This window comes from Haladaptatus sp. SPP-AMP-3, from assembly GCF_049568665.1.
Taxonomy (GTDB): Archaea; Halobacteriota; Halobacteria; order Halobacteriales; family Haladaptataceae; genus Haladaptatus; species Haladaptatus paucihalophilus.
Genome location: NZ_CP145897.1, coordinates 1,610,973 through 1,625,905 on the forward strand (window position 1 = coordinate 1,610,973; position 14,933 = coordinate 1,625,905).

Sequence of the window (14,933 nt, forward strand, 5' to 3'; positions counted from 1 at the left end):
TCCGGCCTAATGAGTTACAAAATCGGCTTGGTCGGGAAACCCTCCGTGGGGAAATCGACCTTCTTCAACGCCGCGACGATGAACGACGTGCCGGAGGGTTCCTACCCCTTCACGACGATCGACCCGTCTATCGGCGAAGCCTACGCCCGCGTCGAGTGCGCCGCTCCCGAATTCGACGAGTCTTGCACGCCCAGCGTCGGTTTCTGTGAGGAGGGGACGCGCTACGTCCCGACGAAACTCGTTGACGTGGCCGGACTCATTCCCGGCGCACACGAGGGCAAGGGCCTCGGCAACCAGTTTCTCACGGACCTGAACGAGGCCGACGTGTTGGTCCACGTCGTGGACTTCTCCGGCAAGACCGACATCGAGGGCGAACCCACCGAGGGCCACGACCCTCGCGACGACATCGACTTCCTCGAAAACGAACTCGACATGTGGTACCTCGAAATCCTCGAAAAGGGCATCGAGCGCTTCCGCTCGGGCTACGCCGGTGAGGAGAAACACGTCGAGGAGGATCTCGCGGAACAGATGTCGGCGTTCAAGACGAACAAGGACGAGATAAAGCAGGTCATCCTCTCGCTCGGCCTCGACCTCGACCCCGAGACGTGGGAGGACGAGGACCGCCAGGAACTCGCCCGCGAGATTCGCAAGCGCACCAAACCGATGGTCATCGCGGCGAACAAGATGGACACCTCCGCGGCGCAGGCGAACTACGAAGAGATAACCGCGGACCCCGAGTACGAACACCTGACCGTCATCCCCGCCAGCGCCCACGCCGAGAAGGCGCTCAAGAACGCCGCCGAACAGGGTGTCATCGACTACGACGCCGGAGATTCGGATTTCGAAATCACGGGCGACGTGAGCGAGGAACAGGAACAGGGCCTCGCCCAGATTCGGGAGTTCACCAACGAGTTCGACGGGACGGGCGTCCAGCGCGCCCTCGAAGCCGCGCTGTTCGACGAACTCGACCTCATCGCCGTCTTCCCCGGGTCGGCCAACGGCAGCGCCAGCGAGAAGGGCGTCTTCCGCGACTGCTTCCTCCTCCCCGGCGGTTCGACGGCCGAGGACTTCGCGTACCACCTGCACTCCGATATCGGAGATGGGTTCCTCCACGGTATCGACTGCCGGAGCAAGCGCCAAATCGGTTCGAGTTCCGAGTTGGACCACCGCTCCGTCGTGGAAATCGTTTCGACGAGTCAGTAACGACGGACTCTGCTGGTTGATTTTTCTCTCCTATATTCTTCCCCCGAATTTCGTGATTCGGTACGCTTGCTTAGCCGTGATTATGAGTTCACCGTGATTGCAGCGATTGAGAAACAACCCTCGAAAGCCCCCGCCACGCTCGCAGCCGTTCGGAAAATCGGGATGAGCGCTACTGACTAACCGCCGTGGCGCGTGCGCCAGCAGGCTCTCGGCCGCGATGGCCGAGAGCCTGCTTGGTTATCACGCGAGGGATGACTGAGCGAATGCGAAGGAATCGGTTGGGGAGGGTGTGGCCGTCGCGGTGCGGTTGGGGTTTCAGTGACGTCTGTCGTTGCAGTCATAGACAAACCAACACCACCTCCTTGCGAGCGAACGAGGGCTTCGTGTTCCCTAGCGACTGCAATCGTTCTGGAAGTGCGAACCTCGGATCAATCCACAGAAAATCACTATTCTCACCCACTTTCTAGTCTTCACACCGCACATGCTAGGGACGGGGACTAAGCGGGGACATAGGTGTATGTCATCATATGTCATCATCACACGGCAAAGACAGCAATAGCCTTTCGCGGGACATGGGCCTGTTCGGGGCGATGAGCACCGTCGTCGCGGGGACGCTCGGTGCCGGGTTGTTCGTCACGCTCGGCACGGCGAGTTCTACGACCGGACCGAGCGTCATCCTCGTGGTGGTCCTCTCCGGCCTGCTGGCGATGGCCATCGCGGTGAACTACAGTTGGATGGCGACCATCTTCCCGGCCGCCGCCGGGTCGTACGCCTACATCTCCCGGACGTTCGACAGTCGACTTCCCGGCTTCATCGTCACGTGGTCGAAGTGGTTAGGGTACATGGCCGCCGACGCCGTGCTCGCGCTCGGCTTCGGCAGCTATCTCCAAGTGTTCTACCCCAGTATCGACCCGACAATCGCCGGGTTCGCGCTCCTCACCGTCCTCTTTCTCGTGAACCTCGTCGGCACGAAGGAGTACAGCCTCTCGCAGAACGCCATCATGGCGGTGTTGATGCTTGCCATCCTCGTCCTCGTCATTCCGGGGTCGTTCCACGTGAACCCCGAGAACTACCAGCCGTTCTTCACCGGCGGCCGGAGCGGGTTCATCCAAGCCGCCGTCCCGCTGTTCTACGCCTACATCGGCATCGCAGTCGCGGGGCAGATGGGCGCCGAAGTGAAGAACCCGTCCAAGAACCTCCCGCTGGCGATGGTCGGCGGGACGCTCCTCCTCGTCGTCCTCTACGTCTGGACGGCCGCCGTCATCTACGGCGTCGTCGGCGACTACACCGTGCTGGCGAACTCCGAGCGGCCGCTTGCGACGGCCGCCGAATCGTTCCTCGGCGGGAGCGCCACCGCGGTCGTCGCGTTCGGCGGCCTGCTCGCAACGGCCTCCAGCGTCCACGCGGTGATGGCCGCGGGCATCAAGATGCCCTACTCGTGGTCGTGGGACGAGGTGTTCCCGAAACAGTTCTCCGCGGTGAGCCAGCGGTTCGGCACGCCGCACTACTCGCTCGCCACGCTGTACGTCGTCGCCGCCGCGCTGACGTTCTGGAGCGACGGCCTCGACGAGGCCATCGTCATCGCCACGTTCAGCTACCTCATCGCGTACGCCACCGTCTCGCTGACCCTGCTGTACGTCCGGGCGTCGCGTCCCGACCTCGTGGAGCAGGCGGGCTTCGACTACGGCTGGCTCACCCCCGTCACGGGTGTCGTGGCGACCCTCGGTGCGGTCGGTCTGCTGACGAAGGCCGCAAACTTCGGCGGACTGCCGGGCGCGTTCGGTGACTTCATCACCGGACTTCCAGGTGCGTTAGGCGACTTCTTCGCCGCGCCGTTGGCCGGAACCGTTCCGCTCGTGAGCGCGTTCCGCGCGACGGTGGTGAACGCGTACTGGACCGCGTTCGAGGCCGCACCCACGCTCCGCATCTACCTCCCGTGGATGGTCGTGGGACTCGGCATCTTCGCCGTCTACTGGCGGCTCGGAAACCAGCGCGGGACCGACGTCGGCGCGATTCTCAACACGCTCCCGGGCGTGGCGAGCGACGACCACGACCCGACCATCGGGGATGTGACCTCGGATGACTGAACCCGCTGAATCAGCTGAATCCGCTGAACCCGCTGAGTCCGCGGAACTCGCGCGAATCGACCCGGACGCGACCATCTCGCTCCTTCAGGAGATGGTGCAGATTCCCTCGCCGTACTTCGAAGAGCACGAACTGAGCGAGTTCGTGTACGACTGGCTGGATTCGCGCGACCTCGTCCCCGAGTACCACCACGTCAGCGAGCCGAAAATCACGGAGTACGAGGGCGACAACGTGCTCGCACGACTGGAGGGGAGCGACCCGGACGCGCCCACGCTCCTGCTCAACGCGCACATGGACACCGTGCTGTTGGTCGAGGATTGGGAGGAAGACCCCTGCTCGGGGCGCATCGAGGACGGCAAACTGTACGGACAGGGTGCCTGTGACATGAAGGGCGGCCTCGCCGCGGTCATGGTCGCCTTCGAAGCGCTGGCGAAATCGGACGTTGACCTCGCGGGCGACGTCGTTCTCTCCGCGGTGGTGGACGAGGAGGGACCGTACGGACTCGGCACCGACCGTCTCATCCGCGACGGCTACACCGACGACTACGACGCCGCCATCGTCACCGAACCCGGCCCGATTCTCGCACAGGAGGACATCGAAAATCCCGCGCTCCTCCTCGGCGCTCGCGGGCGCTTCCTCTACGACATCGAAGTGAAGGGCCACGCGGCCCACGGTTCGCAACCGCACAAGGGAACCAACGCCGTCGTGGACGCGGGGAAGGTCGCCGACGCGCTCTCGAACCTCGACGTGGGAAGCCACCCGAAACTCGGCGACGGATCGGTCTGTCCGCTCCTACTGGAGGGCGGTAGCCAGACGCTCTCGGTTCCCGAACGCGCTCAACTCATGGTCGACCGCCACGTCGTCCTCGGCGAAACGGAAGAAATCGTGCGCGAGCAGGCCGAGGCGGCAATCGCGGACCTCGACATCGAGAGCGAGGTGGAAATCGGCTTCCGCGAGTCGCCGGACCCCGGCATCAAGTACGGTCCCTACGTCACGCCGGAGGACCACGACCTCGTGACGTCGCTCGTCGGCGCGACGGAATCCGTCGCGGGCGTCGAACCGGAGTTCGGCTACTTCGCCAGCGTCGGCGACTTCAACTACCTCGGCGACCGAGCGGACCTCCCGACCGTCATCGTCGGGCCGGACGGCGAGAACATCCACGGCGCGGGCGAGTTCGTCTACACCGACGAAGTGGTCGAGACGGCGCGAATCGTGGCCGAGGGCGCGATGCGGTTCGTCGGGTCGGAGTAGCGTTTCGTCGAATCGGAGTAGAAACGTATCGCGAGGGAAACGGTTTCCCTGCCCTCAGTTCGCCGGTTCGATGTTCTGGTTCACGTGGAAGAAGTTGTCGGGGTCGTACTTCGCCTTGACCGCACGCAACCGTTCGTAGTTGTCGCCGTAACTGGCTTGTATCCGATTCTTTCCTTCCTCCATCATGAAGTTGATGTACGAGCCACCGACCGTATGCGGGTGGAGCGCATGCCAGTAGTCGCGGGCCCACTTGGTGATTTTCTCGTCGTTCGCCGGGTCGGCATCGACGCCCACGATAACCATCGACCAGTTCGCGTCACGAACGCTCCAGGCGGTCTCGTCCGGTGCGACGTCGTGGACCGCCCCGTCGATGGGATAGAGGTGCATCGTCGATTTCGGGGTCGGCACCTCCGCGAACCGTTCGTGGACGGCGATGGCGTCGTCGGTCAACTCGCGCACGTAATCTCCCTTCCAGTACCACTGGTCGCCCGGCGGGTAGAGGCCGTCGAACATGCCTTGGACCGCCGGATAGGGCATCGACTCGACGTGCTCGAATAACGGTTCGGCGACGTCGCGGGCCGACTGGAGCGCCGCGTCGGTTTCGGCTTCCGACCCCAGACAGCACCACATCAGCCCGCACACGTTCTCACCGTGGAGTTCTTCCGGGAATGGTTCGCCCGGCACCTCGGCGATCAGATAGAACGCGTACACGTCCTCCGGAGCTTGCGGTAGCCACTCGCGGTACCAGCGCATCGTCGTTTCGAGTTCCGATATCGGCCAGAACAGCGGCCCCCCGACCACCGTGTCCACCGGGTGCAACTCGTATTCGAACGAGACGACCACGCCGAAGTTGCCGCCGCCGCCCCGAAGCGCCCAGAACAGGTCCTCGTTCACGTCCTCGCTCGCGCGAACCAAGCGTCCATCCGCGAGCACGACGTCCGCGCTCAGCAGGTTGTCGATGGTCAGACCGTATTTCCGGGTCAGATAGCCGTGTCCGCCGCCGAGGGTGAGACCGCTGACGCCGGTCGTCGAGATGACGCCGCTCACGGTTGCGAGGCCGAACGCGTGGGTTGTGTAATCCACATCACCCCACGTGCACCCGGGTTCGACTCGTACGGTTTTCGCGTCCGGGTCAACATGGATACCCGTCATGCCCGACAGGTCGATGACCAGACCGTCGTCCACCAGTCCCAGACCGGGACCGCTGTGCCCCCCACTCCGGATGGCGGTGTCGAAGTCGTGCTCGCGAGCAAACTTCACGGCCGCCATCACGTCCGCGACGTTGGTACACCGAACGATGAGTCCGGGACGTTTGTCTATCATCGCGTTGTAAATCGTGCGCGCGTCGTCGAACTCCGGGTCGTCCGGCCGAATCACCGTCCCTCGAAGACCCTCCCGAAATCGTTCGATGGTCGTTTCGTCAGCGTCTTTCGCTGTCGTTGCCATTGTGTCCCCACCTCCGTCACGCCCATCCCGACACTGTTCGCGTCCGAACCACCATCACAGCGAGCGCTAGTTCTCCTACTTCACCCACAACGTTAGATGTTATCAACTGTCAAACGATGGCGGCTATATTCACAGAATCCACATCGCATTCGAACGAACTTCGATAAACGTCGCATGGCTCGGTCGGCGACTAGCCGGAAATCCCAACTGGAGACGGCCCGCCTACACGACTCGATTGGTGAGTTCCTCGTCGGCGTCGATGTGCAGCGTGTTCTCCCGGACGAGTTCCGCGATGTGGCGGTAGTAATCGACCTCCGCCGCGGCGGCGTGGGGCGTGACGATAACGTCGTCCATGTCCCACAGCGGTGAGTCCTCGGGGAGCGGTTCCTCCTCGAACACGTCGAGGGCGGCACCCGCGATGTCGCCGTCTCGCAACGCCGCGACCAAGGCGTCTTGGTCGGCACAGTCGCCGCGGGCCACGTTGATGAAGTAGGCGTCGTCGCGCATGGCGTCGAACTCCGCTTCGCCCATCAGTCCCTCCGTCTCGTCGGTGAGGGGAGTCGCCAGCGCGACGAACCGCGCGTCGGAGATGGCTTCGTGGAGGTCGTCGTTCGCGTACACCGTCCGAACGTGCGGTACCGACTCGGCGGACCGGCGAACGCCCGTAACGTGCATGCCGATGGCGTCGGCGCGCTTGGCGATTCCCTGCCCGAGGGTGCCGAGGCCGACCACGCATATCGGCTCGTGCTGGAGCGTGAACGGTTCGTCCCAGTCCGGACGGTTCCACTCGTGGGGGGCTTGCTGACGGGCGAAAGCGTGGAGGCGACGGGCGATTTCGAGCATGGTTCCCAACACGGTTTCGCCGACGCTCGTGCCGTGAATCCCCGTGCTGTTCGTCAGGATGATACCCGCTTCTTCGAGCTCGGAAAGCGGAAAGCGGTCGTACCCCGCCTGAATCGAGTGTATCCATTCGAGGTCGGCGTCGAGGAAGGACTCTCGATAGGCGAATGTGACGAGCGCGTCGCAGTCCGCGAGCGCGTCGCGGTCGCCGACCACCGCGACCGACGGGTCGAGCGCGGAGAGTTCCTCGCGCAACTGTTCGGGCGGGAAGACGGCTTCGACCGACTCGTGAATTCCGAGGTGGGAAATCTGCATGCGGAAGGGTACCAACGGCGTCGGAATGAATCTTCGGAAGGGGGAAGCCGGTACCGGCCAACCGCCACGCGGCATCGGTAGTTTACTGTCGGTTCGTTTCGAAGACGGCCGCAATGACGGGACGCGGCGACATCGGCGGATGGTCGTTCGAGGGACGCGAATGTACTGTCAAGAAACACCTCCTTCGCGAGGAGTTTCGGGTGACCGACCCGGACGGGAACACGCTGCTCACCACCGAACGCAAGGTCGCGGAGGGGCGGGCCACGTTTCCGTTTCAGGACGCCGAGGGAAACGCCGTCTTCCGCGTCGATTCGGGCCAGACGTTCGACGTCGAGGGGGAGTACACGCTCGTGGAATCGGAGACGAACGAGCCCGAACTCGTCCTCTCGCGGGAGTTGGACTTTCGCCGCCACCACTGGACCATCGACCGACCGGACGGGGAACGCATCGCCGAGTTGTCCTCCCGCCGGGGCATCGCTGGCGCGCTGAACACCGTCGTGGACGTTTTCTCGCCGTTTCCGCGCACGTTCGCCGTCACGGCGCCGAACGGCGAGCACGTCGGGACGATTTCGGGGCGACTCTCGCCGCGGACCGTCTACGACGTACGCATCGACCGTCCGGGTGCGGTTCCGCGGACGCCGCTCACCGCTGGCGCGGTCGCCGTCGCGGTACTCGAAAGCGTGTAGGAAGAGACGCCTCTCGGGGCGTATCGAAAGGGCGGCTCGGGGAAAATCCTCGTCACAAGGGGCTCGGAGGGGGTAACTTTCGTCACCGCCGCCCGAGCGGGAGTACCCGCCAGAGCGGTTTGACTCTTGCGCGTTGGGACGGCCGACCGCCGCCGTTCGCGGGTTCGAAATACCGCCGTTCGTCAGTCCGAAACCGTCCGCCAGTACGCGAAATAGAAGACGACGACGTACCCTGCGAGCGCCACGTTGAACAGCCTCCCTCGAAGCGAATTCGCGTTGGCGACGAGGTAGAGCACGAACGCGAGGGTCCCGACGCCGACCACCGCGAGGAGGCGGTCGATTTTTTGGACGAGAAATCCTTTCGACTCGGAGAGCGCGGATTTGGACCAATCCATCGTCACGGAGTATCTTTCATCCATCGTGATAGTTCTTTCAATTCCGAAGCCACCTCCTCGATGTCATTCCGACGGAGGACGCCGCGCTCGGTGACGTAACCCGAGACGAACGCCGCGGGCGTCACGTCGAACGTGGGATTCAGGACCGAGAGGTCCGCGCCGCCGTCGTACACCGCGTCCGACGGGCCGTCTTCCAACACGAGGTCGTCCTCGGTTCGAACCTTGTCGGTGGCGGTGGCGACGGACACCGGCACGTCCTCGTGGGCCGCCGCGAGCGCCGCCCCGCGGGTGCCGGTCTTGTTCACCACGTCGCCGTTCGGGAGGACGGAATCGGCTCCGACGACGACGCGGTCCACATCCTCCGTCGCCAGCACGTGCGCTATCGCGGCGTCGGTGTGAAGCGTCACGTCAGTTCCCTCGGCCAGCGACTCCGCGACGCCGACGCCTTCGCGGGCGGGACGGGATTCGGCGACGAACGCGCGGTCGGCGGCGCGAAGCGCGTCCAGGACCGTCCCGGAGCGGGAAAGCGTGAGGACGGCTTCGTCCGCGATTCGCTCGCGGGCGTTGCTCGTCGCCTCCTCGTCCACGCGATAGGCACGTTCGATTCCCTCGGTTGCGGCGCGTTCGACCGCCTCGGGGGTTCGTCGGTCGCTCGCGTCGGCCACGACGCGGTGCACGCGGTTCGCCAGCGCGGCCATGCTCGGCCGGGCGTCGAGGAGGTCCGCCGCGAGTCGAGTTAGTTCGTCCCAGTCGCCGCCGCGGACGGCGCGCACTCCGGCCCGGTCGCGGAGGACGTCGAGCGCCCGGACGGAGACGTACGCGGACCCGTGTTCGGCGTCCTCCGCGACGGACTGGACCGTCGGCGCGATGCGGTCGTAGGAGGTCCAGAGGTCCGGTACCGTCTCGCGCCGGAGGATTTCGGTCGGGGGAACCCACGCCGTCTCGGTCGTCTCCCAATCCGCGGTCACGTCCCGACTCGTACAGTCGAACAGGTACGGGTGAACGACCCAGCGCTTGTCGAGCGAGTCGTCGTCCACGTCGAAGGTGTCCCCGGCGCGGACGAACGTGCAGGCGGAGAGCAATCCGGTTTCCTCCTCGATTTCCTCGCGGGCGAGCGCGTCCGGGTCGCCCTCCGCGTGTCCGGCGACCCCGCCCCACTGCCCCGAATAGGACCCGACGTCATCGCTTCTCCGGAGGAGCAACACCGCACCGCGGTTGCGCAGAAAGCAGGTGACGACGTGGGTTTCGTCCATGCGAAGGGAGACGGGCCAGTGGCAGTTGAACCCTCGGGCGAGAGGAGCGGCGTCGAATGGGCCGCCGATTCAGCGGTCGTACGCGGCGACGGTCTTCCCGTATCCTGCGACGACCGCGTCGTCGAGGAGAACGGGACGCATCGTGGCGCGGTCGGGTAGGTCGTACTTCGTCAGCCGTTTGCCACCGGTGGCGAAGACGGAGAGGTTCTTTCGAAACTCGCGGTTCCCGCGGTCCGTCTCGACTTTCTCCATGGTCTCGGCGACGATGCCGTCCTCGGTCACGGTGAGGGGGGTCCCGTAGTTGACGCGCGTTCGCCAGCGCTCTACGCCGGTATCGAGGTGGAAGGCGATAAGGTACGTCTCGGTCTCGAACACGGTTCGGCGATGGTTCGAGTAGAGCGACAGCACGGCGTAGACGGTCGAGTCGGTCACCGCGGGAACGGTATCCACGGACGCGATCCAACTGCTCTCGGTCTGCCAGCGTATCGAGCCGTCCGTGGCGTCGAGGGCGGTCATCCCGCCCCGAGTAGCGACGAGAACTGAATCCCCGCGGTGTGTCAACCGTGCCCCCTTCCCGATCTCGCACCGCCAGAGCGTCGCCCCGTCGTCCGCGTGGTAGGCGCGGACGACCCCGGACGGCGACGCGGCGAAGACGCGCTCGCCGTCGGCGGCGATGGACGCCCGAACGGTACCGAACGGGCGGAGCCAGCGAATCCGTTCGGCGGCCAAATCGAGCGCGAAGACGACGTATTTGCCGAACTCGTCGCTGTAACCGACGCCGAACAGGGACGACCCGGAAACGACCGGAGCGTAGTGGCCGAGCGCCAAGTATCCGGTTCGAAGCCGCGTTTGGGAACTGCCGTCGAGCGCGACGGCGCGGACGATGCCCTCGGATTCGACGAGGGCGCGGTGGTCGTAAACGACCGGGGGCGTCTTGACCTGTATCAGTTCGGCGAGTCGTTGGTACTCGCCGGAGAATCGAAGGTGACCGAGTTCGCCGTCGGGCGTGAACGTCGTTGCGATGACGAGGCCACCGTCGGAGAGAGTCGTCGCTCGTGCCGGGGTCCCGTCGAATTCGACCGACCAGCGCGGGTCTCGACGGGGAGACTGCGCTTGGAGGGCGCTACAGCCGCTACCGATTACCGACAGGCCGAGGCCGGAAATACGCAGAAAGTCGCGTCGAGACGAACGACCGACCATAGTCTGAAAACCATCAGCGAAGACTAAAACGTTCCGACGCATCGCGCTCAAACGTTTTTCTACTCGGGCGACGAAACGACGACCATGCTCCGGGTCGCCGTCATCAGCGACACGCACATCCCGTCACGCGCGAACCGAATTCCCGATTGGGTTCGAACACGAATCATGCGGGCGGACCACACGATTCACGCCGGGGATTTCGATTCGGCGGACGCGCTGGCGTCGGTTCACGAGTTGACGGACGGGAACTACACCGCCGTCGGCGGAAACACCGACCCGAAATCGCTTCGCCTACCCGACGTGGCGACCCTCGAAGTCGGCGGCGTCACCTTCGTCGTCACGCACGGAACGGGTCCGAAACGCGGATACAGGGAGCGGGTCGTTCGAATCGTCCGCGAGACGGTCGCGGAAGAAACCTCGGCGAAGCGAGCGACGGACGCATCCGTCATCGGCATCAGCGGCCACACGCACCGACCGATGGACGAGACGGCCGATGGCGTCCGCCTATTGAATCCGGGGAGCGCGACGGGGGCGGCCCCGGCGGAGATGGCAACGATGTTCGTCGTAACCGTCGAGGACGGCGAGATGGACGTCCAGAAGCACGAAAGCTGACCCGTTTTGCACCTTCCGGGCGGGTTTTTATCGGCGCGCACCAACGCCCAGCCATGAACGTCTTCGCGGTATCCGGGATTCCCGAGGTCGAACCCGGCGACGACATCGCGGCGCTCGTCGAGGAACGGGTGGACCTCGAACCCGGCGACGTGCTGTTGGTCGCGAGTACCATCGTCTCGAAAGCCGAGGGGCGGACCGCAACGCTCGACGAATTCCCGGCGAGTCCGCGAGCGGAGGAAATAGCGGGACGGCTGTCCGAAATATCGGGGGAGGAGAAAGATCCGCGGTTCGCACAGGCCGTCCTCGAAGAGAGCACGGAACTCGTCATGGAAGCGCCCTTCCTGCTGACCGCGACGCGGTTCGGCCACATCGGGGTCAACGCGGGTATCGACCGGTCGAACACGGGGGATGCGGACCTGCTCTTGCTCCCGAAGCGACCGAGCGAGAGCGCCGCCAGAATTCGGGAGGGACTCTCGCCGGACGTGCCCGTCGTCGTCACTGACACCTGTGGCCGCCCGTTTCGCCACGGACAGCGCGGCGTCGCCATCGGCTGGGACGGGACCCCCGCGAGCCGCGACTGGCGGGGCGAGCGCGACAGGGACGGCCACGAACTCGAAGTGACCGTCGAATCCGTCGTGGACGAACTCGCCTCCGCAGCGAACCTCGTGAGCGGCGAGGGCGACGACGGCCTACCCGTCGTCGTCGTCCGCGATTGGGAGTTCGGCGACCACGGGGGAAGCGACAACCTGTTCCGGTCGGTCGATGGCGATTTCGTCCGGCAGGCGCTCCGGGGGTGGGAGTTTGCGCGGGATTGAACTCACGCCCGAGGACCCGGTTCCCGAACTGGTCGAACTCGGCGAACGGGCCGAGAAGGAGGGATTCGATACGCTGTTCGCCAGCAGCCACTACAACAACCGCGACCCGTTCACCGTCCTCTCGCGGGTCGCCGACGCCACCGCGGACATCCACCTCGGGCCGGGCGTCGTCAACCCCTACGAGAGTCACCCGGTGACGCTCGCCTCGCGGGTCGCAACGCTCGACGAAGCCAGCGGCGGGCGGGCGGTGTTCGGCGTCGGCGCGGGCGACCGCTCGACGCTCCGGAACCTCGGCATCGACCGCGACCGACCGCTCCGGCGCGTGTTGGAGACGATGAAGGTGTCGAAGGACCTGTGGGCGGGCGAGCGCGTCACCCACGACGGAACCTTCACCGCGCGGGACGCGGGGCTGAACTACGACGTCGGCGAGATTCCGGTGTACGTCGGCGCGCAGGGGCCGCACATGCTCCGCATGAGCGCGAAACACGCCGACGGCGCGCTGGTCAACGCCTCGCATCCGCGGGATTTCGACTGGGCGAGCGACCGCATCGAGGAGGGACTGGCCGAGCGCCCCGACGAACGCGGCGAGTTCGACTTCGCGGCTTACGCCTGCGTGAGCGTGGCCGAAGACGGCGATGCGGCCCGCGAAGCGGCCCGTCCGCCGGTGGCGTTCATCGCGGGCGGGACGGCGGACCCGGTGCTCGACAGACACGGAATCGACCACGAATCGGCGGGGGAAATCGGAAAGAATATCGAGGCTGGCGAGTTCGCCGCGGCGTTCGAGGCGGTGACGCCCGCGATGATAGACGCCTTCTGTATCGCCGGGACGCCGGAGACGGTGGGCGACAGAATCGCCGCCGTGCTCGACTACGCCGACAGCTTCGTCGCCGGGTCGCCGCTCGGACCGGACCGCGAAAACGCGGTCAGTCTTGTTGCGGCGGCACTCGACCGGGCACGTCGGAGACGAGCGTAGCTCCCAGTCCGCCGATGGTCAAGTAGGCGAAAAACAACACGGAAAAGCCGACGAAGATGGCCCCGAAGAGCAACATCAGCGCCGGGATGGGGTTCGACGTCGCCGTCGCCACGTCGGTGAACAGTCGAGCCATTTCGGTGAAGTTCGAGAGGATTCCTGCCATGCCCGATACTCCGTACCGGGGGTACTTGGATGCTCCGTCACGCTTACGACCGGGCGCTCCGTAGGCGCGGACGTGTCAGAGGATACGTCGCTCTCGGAATTCGTGGGGAAGGTGGGCGAGTCGGACGAAGCGAATGGAACGACCGATGCGGCCGAGACGGACGAAACGACCGATGCGGACGGGTCGGCGACGAACCACGAATCCCCCGAGAGGCCGGACGAAGCCGACGTCGAACCCGCCAGAGCGACGTACGATTGGATGCCCGACGGCGCGGCCTGTACGCGCTGTGGGGCGGCGGTCGAGAAGCGCTGGCGGGACGACGGCGGGATGGTCTGTGCCGACTGCAAGGAGTGGTGAGGTGGAAACGCGGATGGGAAACGAAACCGCGCTTAGGAGGTCATCGATAAACGTACCGACCAACCGGTGAAACCGCTGGACGCCGACGGTTGAACGGCGACCTGTCCCTTCGTTCGGGAGTGTCCCGGCGAAATCATGTTTGACGCGAAACCCCGTGAAATTTGTCTTTTTTATCGACAGACAAATCCACAAAGTATTCAAGGATAACTGGAACACCTCTTTGAGTAGCGACAAAAGTTACAAAGGCACGCCCCCATAGTACGTGTAACGAGGGAGACGCCGTTCACAGTACCCCATTGCCCATCAGGACCCGTTTCGACTCAATCGCGCATTCATAGCATGAAGGAAGCTAACAAAGAACCAGAGCCGACCCCTGTAGAGCGACCCACAGACGAATTCGCGGACCCCCTCTCGGTCGAGGACGCGGCGGATTTGACAGGACGCATCATCGACAACATCGAACACGTCATCGTCGGCCAGCACGACGTCGCGGAGCACATTTTGACGACGATTCTCGCGCGCGGACACCTCCTCCTCGAAGACGTTCCCGGCGTCGGGAAGACGATGCTCGCTCGGTCACTGGCGCGCTCCATCGACTGTTCGTTCAAGCGCGTGCAGTTCACGCCCGACCTCCTCCCGTCGGACGTGACCGGCGTCAACATCTACAACCAGAAGACGAACGAGTTCGAGTTCCAACCCGGCCCCATCTTCGGGAACGTCGTCCTCGCCGACGAAATCAACCGCGCACCGCCGAAGACCCAGGCCGCGCTGTTGGAATCGATGGAAGAAGAGCAGGTGACCATCGACGGGAAGACCCACGACGTTCCGCGTCCCTTCACGGTCGTCGCCACGCAGAACGCCATCGAGCAGGACCGCACCTACGAACTCCCGGTCGCCGAAATCGACCGGTTCATGAAGAAACTCTCGCTCGGCTATCCGAACCCCGAGGACGAATCCGAGGTCCTCCGGCGCGTCGTCGGCGAGCACCCGATTCGCCGACTCGACCCGGTCGCGAGCGCCAGCGACATCCGCCGAGCCAGAGCGACCGTCTCGAACGTGAGCGTCAAGAAACCGGTTCGGGAGTACGTCACCCGACTGGCGAACTACACCCGGGACCGCTGTCAACTCGGCGTGAGTCCGCGCGGGTCGATTTCGCTGCTCCGCGCGGCACAGGCCCGAGCGGTCCTCGACGGCCGCGAGTACGTGATACCCGACGACGTGAAAGTCGAGGCGGAAGTCGTTCTCGCCCATCGCATTCGGGGCAACTCGGGCGTCATGGGCGGCGAAGAAGGGCGGGAGATAGTACGGAACGCCCTCGACAACGTACCGGTGGAGTGAG

General features: G+C 64.9%; 15 protein-coding genes. 9 read left to right on the forward strand and 6 right to left on the reverse strand.

Annotation, left to right across the window (positions count from 1 at the left end; all coding sequences use genetic code 11):
* Nucleotides 1-9: 9 nt before the first annotated feature.
* The 3 genes from V5735_RS09045 to V5735_RS09055 all read left to right on the forward strand — a co-directional run bounded on the left by V5735_RS09045 (nt 10) and on the right by V5735_RS09055 (nt 4,539).
* Complete coding sequence (locus V5735_RS09045) at nt 10-1,203, forward strand: redox-regulated ATPase YchF (protein ID WP_423743225.1); 1,194 nt, start codon at nt 10-12, stop codon at nt 1,201-1,203.
* Between the two features lie 527 nt (nt 1,204-1,730).
* Nucleotides 1,731-3,290, forward strand: a complete 1,560-nt coding sequence (locus V5735_RS09050) for an APC family permease (protein WP_423743226.1) — start codon at nt 1,731-1,733, stop codon at nt 3,288-3,290.
* Complete coding sequence (locus V5735_RS09055) at nt 3,283-4,539, forward strand: M20 family metallopeptidase (protein WP_423743227.1); 1,257 nt, start codon at nt 3,283-3,285, stop codon at nt 4,537-4,539. Before V5735_RS09050 ends, V5735_RS09055 begins: the two co-directional genes overlap by 8 nt.
* A 54-nt stretch (nt 4,540-4,593) precedes the next feature.
* Here V5735_RS09055 and V5735_RS09060 read toward each other — a convergent pair whose 3' ends face one another.
* Entirely contained in the window at nt 4,594-5,985 is a 1,392-nt protein-coding gene (locus tag V5735_RS09060; RefSeq protein WP_423743228.1) for an FAD-binding oxidoreductase, read from the reverse strand.
* A 222-nt stretch (nt 5,986-6,207) separates the two neighbouring features.
* Nucleotides 6,208-7,140 carry a D-2-hydroxyacid dehydrogenase gene (gene ddh, locus V5735_RS09065; RefSeq protein ID WP_423743229.1) on the reverse strand — a complete coding sequence of 311 codons (933 nt, stop codon included), beginning with the start codon at nt 7,138-7,140 and terminating at the stop codon, nt 6,208-6,210.
* 113 nt (nt 7,141-7,253) lie between these two features.
* Between ddh and V5735_RS09070 the strand changes: the two genes are divergently transcribed.
* Complete coding sequence (locus V5735_RS09070) at nt 7,254-7,826, forward strand: hypothetical protein (protein WP_423743230.1); 573 nt, start codon at nt 7,254-7,256, stop codon at nt 7,824-7,826.
* Nucleotides 7,827-8,008: 182 nt separating this feature from the next.
* Here the strand turns inward: V5735_RS09070 and V5735_RS09075 are convergent, their stop codons facing one another.
* The 3 genes from V5735_RS09075 to V5735_RS09085 form a co-directional block, all read right to left on the reverse strand.
* Complete coding sequence (locus V5735_RS09075; RefSeq protein WP_423743231.1) at nt 8,009-8,221, reverse strand: hypothetical protein; 213 nt, start codon at nt 8,219-8,221, stop codon at nt 8,009-8,011.
* A gap of 2 nt (nt 8,222-8,223) precedes the next feature.
* Nucleotides 8,224-9,474, reverse strand: coding sequence for an NUDIX domain-containing protein (locus V5735_RS09080; protein WP_423743232.1), 1,251 nt, complete (start codon nt 9,472-9,474; stop codon nt 8,224-8,226).
* 69 nt (nt 9,475-9,543) lie between these two features.
* Entirely contained in the window at nt 9,544-10,674 is a 1,131-nt protein-coding gene (locus tag V5735_RS09085) for a PQQ-binding-like beta-propeller repeat protein (protein ID WP_423743233.1), read from the reverse strand.
* 84 nt (nt 10,675-10,758) lie between these two features.
* Here V5735_RS09085 and V5735_RS09090 point away from each other — a divergent pair, with 84 nt between their 5' ends.
* From V5735_RS09090 to V5735_RS09100, 3 genes are read left to right on the forward strand one after another with little or no spacing between them, the layout of a single operon-like run.
* Complete coding sequence (locus V5735_RS09090) at nt 10,759-11,286, forward strand: metallophosphoesterase family protein (RefSeq protein WP_423743234.1); 528 nt, start codon at nt 10,759-10,761, stop codon at nt 11,284-11,286.
* A 53-nt stretch (nt 11,287-11,339) separates the two neighbouring features.
* Nucleotides 11,340-12,101 carry a coenzyme F420-0:L-glutamate ligase gene (locus V5735_RS09095; protein ID WP_423743235.1) on the forward strand — a complete coding sequence of 254 codons (762 nt, stop codon included), beginning with the start codon at nt 11,340-11,342 and terminating at the stop codon, nt 12,099-12,101.
* Nucleotides 12,088-13,074: a 5,10-methylenetetrahydromethanopterin reductase gene (locus V5735_RS09100; RefSeq protein WP_423743236.1), complete on the forward strand. Its 987-nt coding sequence runs from the start codon at nt 12,088-12,090 to the stop codon at nt 13,072-13,074. The genes V5735_RS09095 and V5735_RS09100 overlap by 14 nt, the downstream gene beginning before the upstream one ends.
* Here the strand turns inward: V5735_RS09100 and V5735_RS09105 are convergent.
* Complete coding sequence (locus V5735_RS09105; RefSeq protein ID WP_264781864.1) at nt 13,025-13,237, reverse strand: hypothetical protein; 213 nt, start codon at nt 13,235-13,237, stop codon at nt 13,025-13,027. The genes V5735_RS09100 and V5735_RS09105 overlap by 50 nt on opposite strands.
* A 72-nt stretch (nt 13,238-13,309) precedes the next feature.
* Between V5735_RS09105 and V5735_RS09110 the strand changes: the two genes are divergently transcribed.
* Nucleotides 13,310-13,594 (forward strand): DUF7573 domain-containing protein, encoded by a 285-nt coding sequence (locus V5735_RS09110; RefSeq protein ID WP_423743237.1) that lies wholly within the window; start codon nt 13,310-13,312, stop codon nt 13,592-13,594.
* Between the two features lie 339 nt (nt 13,595-13,933).
* Nucleotides 13,934-14,932, forward strand: coding sequence for an AAA family ATPase (locus V5735_RS09115; RefSeq protein WP_423743238.1), 999 nt, complete (start codon nt 13,934-13,936; stop codon nt 14,930-14,932).
* The last annotated feature ends 1 nt before the right edge of the window (nt 14,933 follow it).